The sequence below is a fragment of the Candidatus Avelusimicrobium luingense genome, from assembly GCF_902757105.1.
GTDB classification, from domain to species: domain Bacteria; phylum Elusimicrobiota; class Elusimicrobia; order Elusimicrobiales; family Elusimicrobiaceae; genus Avelusimicrobium; species Avelusimicrobium luingense.
In genome coordinates, this window is sequence record NZ_CACVTK010000005.1 from 175,122 (window position 1) to 183,267 (window position 8,146).

Consider the following 8,146-nt stretch of genomic DNA (forward strand, 5'->3'; position numbering starts at 1 on the left):
CACCCGCCCTATACCGTGCGGGTGATTTTTTTATAAAACACTACACAAATACACCTTAAAATAAGGTAAAATAAATATATGCCCAAACGATATTCGTACGTCGCTAAAAAATCTCGCAAAAAAAATCAAAAGAAAACTACCGCTCCATGGGTGCGCCCTGTATTTTGCACGTTGGGCGGAGCCTTGTGCGCGTGGCTTTTTTATATTTTATGGATAAACGGTAAAAGCGGTTCCGTCGGGCAAGAGACGTCATCTGTCTTATTTCAAGTGTTAGGGCAAACTGCCGGACTGATTCCCGTCTTATTAACATACTGGCTTATACAAACCGTACGCAAAAAAAGCGCATCGTTTTTATTCTTTCTTATCGGCAGTGGGTTGTTACTGAGTGCATGTGCCAGTTTAATGACGTGTCTGCGCCTGATTTTTACCAACTCGCAACTGGCTGGGGGGAAAGTTGGCGATACTGTTTTTTACGCTTTCAAAGGTGTGGTAGGCAGTGTAGGTGCGGCGTTATTTTCCCTTGCATTTTTACTCGTCGGGTTACAAATTTTAGTTTCTATTCCGTGGGCCGTTGTATTTCAAAAAACATTGGAGTTTATCCGCAACGATTTTAGCGGTTGGATGGAAGCACGCGCCGAATTAAAACAAAAAGTAACAGAAGGCCGCGCCGCCGTCAAAGAAAAAGCGACAGGCAACGTTAAAACGAAAGACGAACACACGACTGCCCCCATTGCCGTAGCGGAAGAAATCCGCTCCATGCCGGAAATTCACCGCGCCCAACCGGAAATTCGCCGCCCCAAAGTAGAGCCGGTTGTTGCTAAAAAACAAGACGAAAAACCGGTTACTTCTGTGGCGCAGCAAGAAGAAACACCGCAAGAACAAACCGGAGAAGTGAAAAAATTTGATCCCAAAACATTCCAACTTCCGTCATTAGATTTACTGCACGACCCCAAAGGCGACGGTATTGTCGGCCCGACGGATGACGAAATTGCCCAAGCCACTAAACGATTAGAAGATACCTTAAAGAGTTTTGATATCGGCGCACACGTTACCGGCGTATCACCGGGGCCGGTGGTGACCCGCTACGAAATTCAACCTGACGCGGGTGTAAAAATGTCCTCTATCACGGCTTTAACGCAAGATATTCAAGCCAGCATGCAAGCGCGTTCTATCCGTGTACAAGCCCCTATCCCGGGGAAAAGCACCATGGGTTTTGAAATTCCTAATGACCGTGCTATTACAGTAACCATGAAGGAAATTTTACAATCGCCCGTTTATGCGAACTCTAAAGCCGTCTTGCCGATTGCCTTAGGCCGCCACGCTAACGGAGACCCGGCCGGAACCGTAGCGGAAAAATGGCCGCACATTTTAATTGCAGGCGCAACCAATAGCGGTAAATCTATTTGTTTGCATACGGTAATCATGTCGCTTATATTTAAACATAAACCCGACGAAGTAAAATTCTTAATGATTGACCCTAAACGCGTAGAACTTACCCTTTACGAAGGCATTCCGTACTTATACGATCCCAAGACATCATGTGACGATGCCGATATTATTACCAAAGCCTCGGATGCAGCCAAGTCATTACAAATGCTCGTTAAAGTAATGGAAAAACGGTTAGATTTGTGCCAACTTGCCAAAGTCAAAAACATTGAAGGATATAACCAATGGGCTAAAGAAAATAACGAAGAAAAAATGTTCTACATCTTTGTTATCATTGACGAAATGGCTGATTTAATGTTACAAACCAAAGCCTCTATTGAAGACTCTATCCAGCGTTTGGCCCAAATGGGTCGTGCCATGGGCATTCACTTGATTTTATGTACACAGCGCCCGTCCGTAAAAGTAGTAACGGGTATTATTAAAGCCAATATGCCTTCGCGCATTGCCTTGCAAGTAGCGTCAGGTATTGATTCTAAAGTTATTTTAGATAGCGTAGGTGCGGAAAATTTACTTGGGCGCGGTGATATGCTGCTATTAGACTCGTCCACCCAAACACCGCTTCGTATTCAAGGGGCGTATGTCGCACCGGACGAAATTAAAGCGGTGGCCGATTTCTTACGCGCACAAGGCGGGCCGGATTACCCGGTACAAGTAGTTAGCGAACAACCCGCCGGAAGTATGCGCCCGCAAGACGGACTCGGCACGACGCCCGAAGAACAACTCCAAGCATTGCGTCTTATCAAAGAACGCCGCCGCGTCAGCCAAGATTTACTCAAAGCGCACTTTGGTTCCTCTGCTCGTGCAACGAATATGCTTAGCGTACTGGAAATGCGCGGTTATATTACCAAGCCCGAAGGCTCCAACCGGTGGGAAATTCATTACGATTTAATTGACCAAGGTATTGAAGAATTGGAAAATCCGCCTTACGAAAAGGACTATGAGGAAAAAACTTATGAATCGGTCTATAAATAATGTAGGGCTGATAGTAACGGTATTGTTGTGTGCGGCAGGTTGTTCGCAAGACAACCCCACGCAAGAAGTGGCCCAACAACCGCAACCTGCCGTTCAAGTACAACCCGTACAAGAACAAACACCTACGGAATCACCCAAATCGGTAGAACCTACGGTCCAACCCCAACCGACAAAAACAGCCCAAGAAACACCGGGGGTATCGGAAATTAAAAAACCTGTTTCCAAGGCCTATGTACCGTCGCCCGATGAAGTTATTGAAAAATTAAAAGCGTGGGATAAAAATTTACTTCTATTGCAAACCCGTTTTTCACAAACTACGTCTTATGACGGGGTGGAAATTAACCGCTCGCACGGGATGTTATTTTATAACAAAGATAAACATCTCTTGCGTTTAGATACGTTTGATGATACCGACAACATAGTACAATCAGCCGTTACCGATAAAAAAGATTTATTTATTTTAGATGACACCAACAAACAAGTGATGAAACTTTCATGGCAAGAATGGCAACAAAACCAACCCAACCAAGCCTTATTTGATTTTGGTAACTATACCGCCTTGCTCGCTAGACACAACGTCCAAGCGGTGCGGAATAATTACTTCAAACTTACCCCGAAAACAGGGGAAACTTATACTTTATATTTGACTTTGTCACCGCAAGATTATTTTCCGCAAACCTTAACCTTAGAAACCGACGGAGTCGTTACAAAAGCCGATTTGACCGATACTCAAAAAAACAAGAATTTACCTGATACTACATTTCAAGGAGTCTTCAAATGATGACACTGGCTAATAAAATCACGTTGACCCGCGCCGCGATGTCTATTGTGATGTTTCTGTTTATTTTACTGCCTTACGCGTGGGCACGCATTGTGGCGATTTTGATTTTTATCGTTGCGGCCAGCACCGATTGGGTGGATGGAAAAATTGCCCGTCAAACTCATACCATCACTCCGTTTGGGGCCATTGTAGATCCGTTTGTGGATAAAATTTTAGTGATTGCCGCTTTTTTCGCATTTGTCGGTATCCCGAACTTAAATGTACCGTTATGGGCCGTATTTTTAATTTTACTGCGCGAACTGATGGTTTCCAACTTACGTGCTATTGCCGCATTAGAAGGTAAAGTCATGGCCGCCGAGCGGTGGGGGAAATTCAAAACCGTCGTACAAATGTCCGCTATCGGTACCATATTTTTCGTTTTGCTCATGTATCATTTATCACATTTGCTTAGCGGCATCGGGCAGACGGTATGTTTGTTCTTATTTATCTTATTACGTAACATCCCCTATACTATTACCGTTATTGCCGCCGTTATAACCTGGATGAGCGCGATTTCGTACTTACGCAACAATTGGGATTTACTTAAAAAATCGTGGAGTTTGCCGCAATGCAAACAGTAATTCGTTGTTTGGCAACGGGATTTTTTATCAGTTATCTGCCACCGCTTATTTTCCCGTTCAAAAAAAACACGGGGGCAGGGTTCGTCGGTACACTATGGGGAATTCCCCTTGTTTTGTGTTTGCCCAAAGACAGTATGCTCTACGCAATTTGTATGTTAGCCGTATGGGTATTTGCCGTAGTGATTTGTAAAAAAGTACAATTTAAAGGGGAAACCGGACACGATAACCCCAAAATTGTGATTGATGAAATTGCCGGTTATGTAACCGCTATGGCATTTTTACCGCGTTCGTGGCAATATTTGTTAGCGGCATTTGTGTTATTTCGTACCTTTGACACAATTAAACCGGGATTTGTCAAAACATTTGATAAAATGAACAATGCTTTTGGCATAGTATTTGACGACGTCGCCGCCGGATTACTGGCCAATATTTTAATTCAACTTTTTATTATTTTTGTTGTACGGGGTTAACCCAAGGAGAAAATACATGCAATTATCCACCTTAAAAGAATTAGTAGCCGCCGGGGGGCCGGTCCTTATCATACTGGTGCTATTATCTATTTATTCAATTTCCGTTATTTTAGAACGGTTTTTTAAGTTACGCTCGGCAATTTCGCTTTCACGCAAATTACTGGCTTATTGCCAACATCCCTTACGCTCGGAAAATTATCAAAAAGTAGAAGATGCTTGCCGTAAAGAAGTTGTCAAAAATACACCGGCAGCCCATTTACTGAGCGAATTATTAGCCGCCCGCACTCGCCCGGAAGCGGAACTGGAAAAAATAGCCGATAATATTATTGATTGGGAAACTTCTAAACTTCAACGCCGCTTAACCGTTTTAGGAACGCTGGGAAGCATTACTCCGTTTATCGGGTTATTCGGTACGGTTATCGGGGTTATGCATGCATTCAAAGATTTAGCCGCCAATACGGCAGCCGCCGGCGGAGCCTCCGTTGTAGCGGCCGGTATTGCCGAAGCCCTTATCAATACGGCAGCCGGGTTATTCGTGGCTATTCCGGCGGTTATCGCGTATAACTATTTCTTATCCAAAACCACCTATTTTGCTAAGGAATTAGAGAACGCCGCCAATGATTTTATTTACCGTTCTCACGAGTAATTTATGAGCACACACAGAAACAGAACCGTTATGGCAGAAATTAACATGGTGCCGTTTATCGACATCACCTTGATTTTGCTGATTATTTTTATGGTCATGAGCCCGCTACTTGTGCAAATGCAATTAACGGTAGATTTGCCTAAATCGCAAGCTATTAACACGCAAGCGGAAGATGATGTAATCCGTATTGAAGTAGAAAAAAACGGTACAATCACCGTCCAAAACAAACATTTAACGCTTAAGAATCTAGAGCGTGAACTCATTTTACGCATGGGAAAAGCCAACAAAAAAACAATTCTTGTACAGGCTGATAAAGATGTTCCCATACAACAAGTTGTTAACGTCTTTGACGTAGCAAAAAAATTAGGAGCGGCCAAATTAGGTATTGGCGTACTGTCTAAAAGCGAATGAACCGTTATGTAGCGTTATCCAGCGGCTTACACGCGCTGGCCTTATTACTTGTACTTGCCTTTTTGGCTCCGTCTGCTAAAAAGGCAAACGCTACCTATACGATTGATTTTATCGGCTCCGGCAAAGTAATTGCCACTACGGGGCAAGAAGTACCCGCACCGCAAGCAGCCGTTCAAACTCCAGCGGCCCAAACCCCCAAACCGGAAGCCAACCCCGCGCCCGCACCGGCTCCTAAAACAACTAAAAAAGCCTATGCGGCCAAAACGGAAATTGCCGAAAAACCCAAAACCCAAAAAGCCAAGGCTAAAGAAGTACCGTTGGCGGCCCCCAGCGTACTGGAAGATTCCGAGAACGAAGAATTAACACCTTCTGTCGGTAAAGAAGGACAAGAAGGGGAAGAACAACCCAACGCTTTTGGTGGGGGGAATATTCAAACTGATTTTGCTAATTTTCCGTATCCGTGGTATATTACCCAAGTACGTAATGGTTTATGGAGCGAGTGGGAAAAACGCCGCCCGGCGGGTAACACATTAAGTGCGATGGTATCCTTTGCCATTGCCCGAGACGGGAAAATAAGAGATTTGAAAGTAGAAAAAAAATCAGGCGATGATACGTTTGATTTTGCGGCCACATCGGCCGTTATTAATGCGGGGCCTTTTGCTCCGTTACCGATGTATTATGAAAAAGATGAACTTACCGTAACGGTAGAATTCAAACAGGAGAATTAATTATGGGATGGCAAAGATTCGGTATTTTGTTGTTATGTTGTTTTGGAGTAATGGTATTATTTCCCGATTATGACAAATCGGCATGGGCCAGCGTTGGCATGATAGCGTTAATGTGGACGGGAGCCATTATTCTCATTTCGTTTATCTGCAATGTATTTGCGTTAGACCGCTTTGAGTGGCTTAATCGGTTGATTACGCTTATCGTATTCGGAGCGATTGTATATACGTTGTTGTGGTATTTCCCGCAATCGGATAAAGTATCGCCGATAAACAAACTTAAATACGGTGAATATCCCACTATGGAAACCGTTAAAAAAGGAATTGAAAAAATGAAATTCCATAATGATTTTGTGCATCAAAACAAAAAACGTACAGGCGCATTTACCGAAGAAGAAGCCGAAGCGGTAAAAAAGAAAGTGAGAAATGCCGCTAATGCTATCAAAGAAGGGGAAGATCCTTTTATTGAAATTGTAGATGACTAAATAAAGGCTGTTTTACAAAATTAAATGAAACCAACATTATTAATTACCGGCGGCAATGGTTTTATCGGCCGAACGCTGACCAACAAACTTTTACAGGAAGGATTTAATGTGCGTATCGTTACGCGCAAACTTCCTAAAACACAACCGGCCAATCCGGCCGTTACGCTTGTGCAAGCCGATTATAGTGACGTATCGTCATTACAAAAGGCCATGCAAGGGTGCGTAGGTGTCTTTCATTTGGCGGCAGCTATTTTTGCGTTTAATCGCCAAGGCTTTGAAAAAGCCAACGTTATTCATACGCAAAATGTTGTGAAAGCCGTCAATAATACGCCGGAAATTACGACTTTTATTCACGTGTCCAGTTTAGCGGCCAGCGGTTTTGCCAGTGATGTTGAACATCCGCGTACGGAAGATATGACTCCCACGCCGGTGTCCGATTACGGACGCACCAAACTGGGGGGAGAAAATGCGGTTAAAACACTTCGCCCCGGCGTAAAATGGACAATTATTCGCCCGCCCATTGTGTATGGCAAAAATGATTCAGGGGTTTCCAAAATTGCCACGTGGGTCAAACGCGGACTGATGATTAACACTTCGGGAAACGGGATGTTTAGTTTCGTGCATGTGGACGATTTAGTAGAAGCCCTGTGGCAAGCCTACAACCGCCCGGAAACGGCCCAAGAAACTTATTTCATCACCGAACCGGATGTGTACAGCTGGGATTATTTTATCACCGAAATGGCCTGTGCCATGCACTGTAACAAACCATTTATGCCTTCTGCGCCGAAATGGTTGATGAAAGCAACGGCGTTTGGGTATGAAACGTGTGCCCGTCTTACCGGTACGCAACCAGCGCTAAATTACGATAAAGTCACTGAAGCGACGATTCCGGGGCATTGGATTTGTTCTAACGCCAAATGGACGAAACTGACCGGTCAAAAATTCACGCCGCTTAAAGAAGGCTTAAAAAAGAGTTTTTAGAATAAACTATGTATAAGGTTTTATTCATCTGCCATGGTAATATTTGTCGTAGTCCCATGGCAGAATTTATTTTTAAGGACTTGGCTGCAAAAGCCGGCAAAGTAGACCAATTTGAAATTGCTTCTGCCGCCACCAGCACCGAAGAAATCGGCAACCCGGTTTATCCGCCAGCCCGCCAAAAATTAGCCGAACATGGTATTTCCTGCGCCGGAAAAACAGCCCGACAACTTACATTTTCCGACGGAAAAAAGTACGATTTGTTAATCGGAATGGATCAAGCCAACCGCCGCAATATCTTGCGGATGATTGCTCCTGAATATGCTTCTAAAGTACATTTGCTCATGGAATTTGCAGGCGAAAATAAAGAAGTAGCCGACCCTTGGTACACCGGAGATTTTGAAGCCACTTGGCAAGATGTATTAGCCGGTTGCACAGGACTTCTTAACCAACTCTTAACGAAATAAAACCCGTCTAAAATGGGTTTTATTTTAATGGAAACTTACCAATCCTGACAATCCAACCGTTTGATTTGCCCTACGTCAATTTCCTGACGGAAATTGCGCCCGGGCCCGCCCTCGCGGTTTTTGCCTTGCTTCGCAAACAAAAACA

The 8,146-nt window shown here is 44.0% G+C and carries 10 protein-coding genes; all 10 read left to right on the forward strand.

The genetic code is table 11. The annotated features are described in order from the left end of the window. The first annotated feature begins 78 nt into the window (after positions 1-78). Genes ACQY3H_RS05920 through ACQY3H_RS05965 form a run of 10 tightly spaced genes read left to right on the forward strand, consistent with a single transcriptional unit; the run spans position 79 to position 8,001 of the window. A complete protein-coding gene (locus ACQY3H_RS05920; RefSeq protein ID WP_428075655.1) occupies positions 79-2,418 on the forward strand; it encodes a DNA translocase FtsK 4TM domain-containing protein in 2,340 nt (779 codons plus the stop codon). Further along, the gene (locus ACQY3H_RS05925; RefSeq protein WP_428075656.1) at positions 2,399-3,199 is read left to right on the forward strand and encodes a LolA family protein; all 801 of its coding nucleotides are present in this window, start codon (positions 2,399-2,401) and stop codon (positions 3,197-3,199) included. The genes ACQY3H_RS05920 and ACQY3H_RS05925 overlap by 20 nt, the downstream gene beginning before the upstream one ends. After that, the gene (pgsA, locus tag ACQY3H_RS05930) at positions 3,196-3,819 is read left to right on the forward strand and encodes a CDP-diacylglycerol--glycerol-3-phosphate 3-phosphatidyltransferase (RefSeq protein WP_428075657.1); all 624 of its coding nucleotides are present in this window, start codon (positions 3,196-3,198) and stop codon (positions 3,817-3,819) included. The genes ACQY3H_RS05925 and pgsA overlap by 4 nt, the downstream gene beginning before the upstream one ends. Next, positions 3,807-4,289, forward strand: a complete 483-nt coding sequence (locus ACQY3H_RS05935; protein WP_428075658.1) for a phosphatidylglycerophosphatase A family protein — start codon at positions 3,807-3,809, stop codon at positions 4,287-4,289. The genes pgsA and ACQY3H_RS05935 overlap by 13 nt, the downstream gene beginning before the upstream one ends. Before the next feature lie 16 nt (positions 4,290-4,305). Further along, complete coding sequence (locus ACQY3H_RS05940) at positions 4,306-4,935, forward strand: MotA/TolQ/ExbB proton channel family protein (protein ID WP_428075659.1); 630 nt, start codon at positions 4,306-4,308, stop codon at positions 4,933-4,935. Positions 4,936-4,938: 3 nt separating this feature from the next. Next, positions 4,939-5,346, forward strand: coding sequence for an ExbD/TolR family protein (locus ACQY3H_RS05945; protein WP_428075660.1), 408 nt, complete (start codon positions 4,939-4,941; stop codon positions 5,344-5,346). After that, positions 5,343-6,074, forward strand: a complete 732-nt coding sequence (locus tag ACQY3H_RS05950) for an energy transducer TonB (RefSeq protein ID WP_428075661.1) — start codon at positions 5,343-5,345, stop codon at positions 6,072-6,074. Before ACQY3H_RS05945 ends, ACQY3H_RS05950 begins: the two co-directional genes overlap by 4 nt. A gap of 2 nt (positions 6,075-6,076) precedes the next feature. After that, entirely contained in the window at positions 6,077-6,556 is a 480-nt protein-coding gene (locus ACQY3H_RS05955; protein ID WP_428075662.1) for a hypothetical protein, read from the forward strand. Between the two features lie 24 nt (positions 6,557-6,580). Continuing rightward, positions 6,581-7,537: an NAD-dependent epimerase/dehydratase family protein gene (locus tag ACQY3H_RS05960; protein ID WP_428075663.1), complete on the forward strand. Its 957-nt coding sequence runs from the start codon at positions 6,581-6,583 to the stop codon at positions 7,535-7,537. A gap of 8 nt (positions 7,538-7,545) precedes the next feature. Beyond that, positions 7,546-8,001, forward strand: a complete 456-nt coding sequence (locus ACQY3H_RS05965) for a low molecular weight protein-tyrosine-phosphatase (protein ID WP_428075664.1) — start codon at positions 7,546-7,548, stop codon at positions 7,999-8,001. The last annotated feature ends 145 nt before the right edge of the window (positions 8,002-8,146 follow it).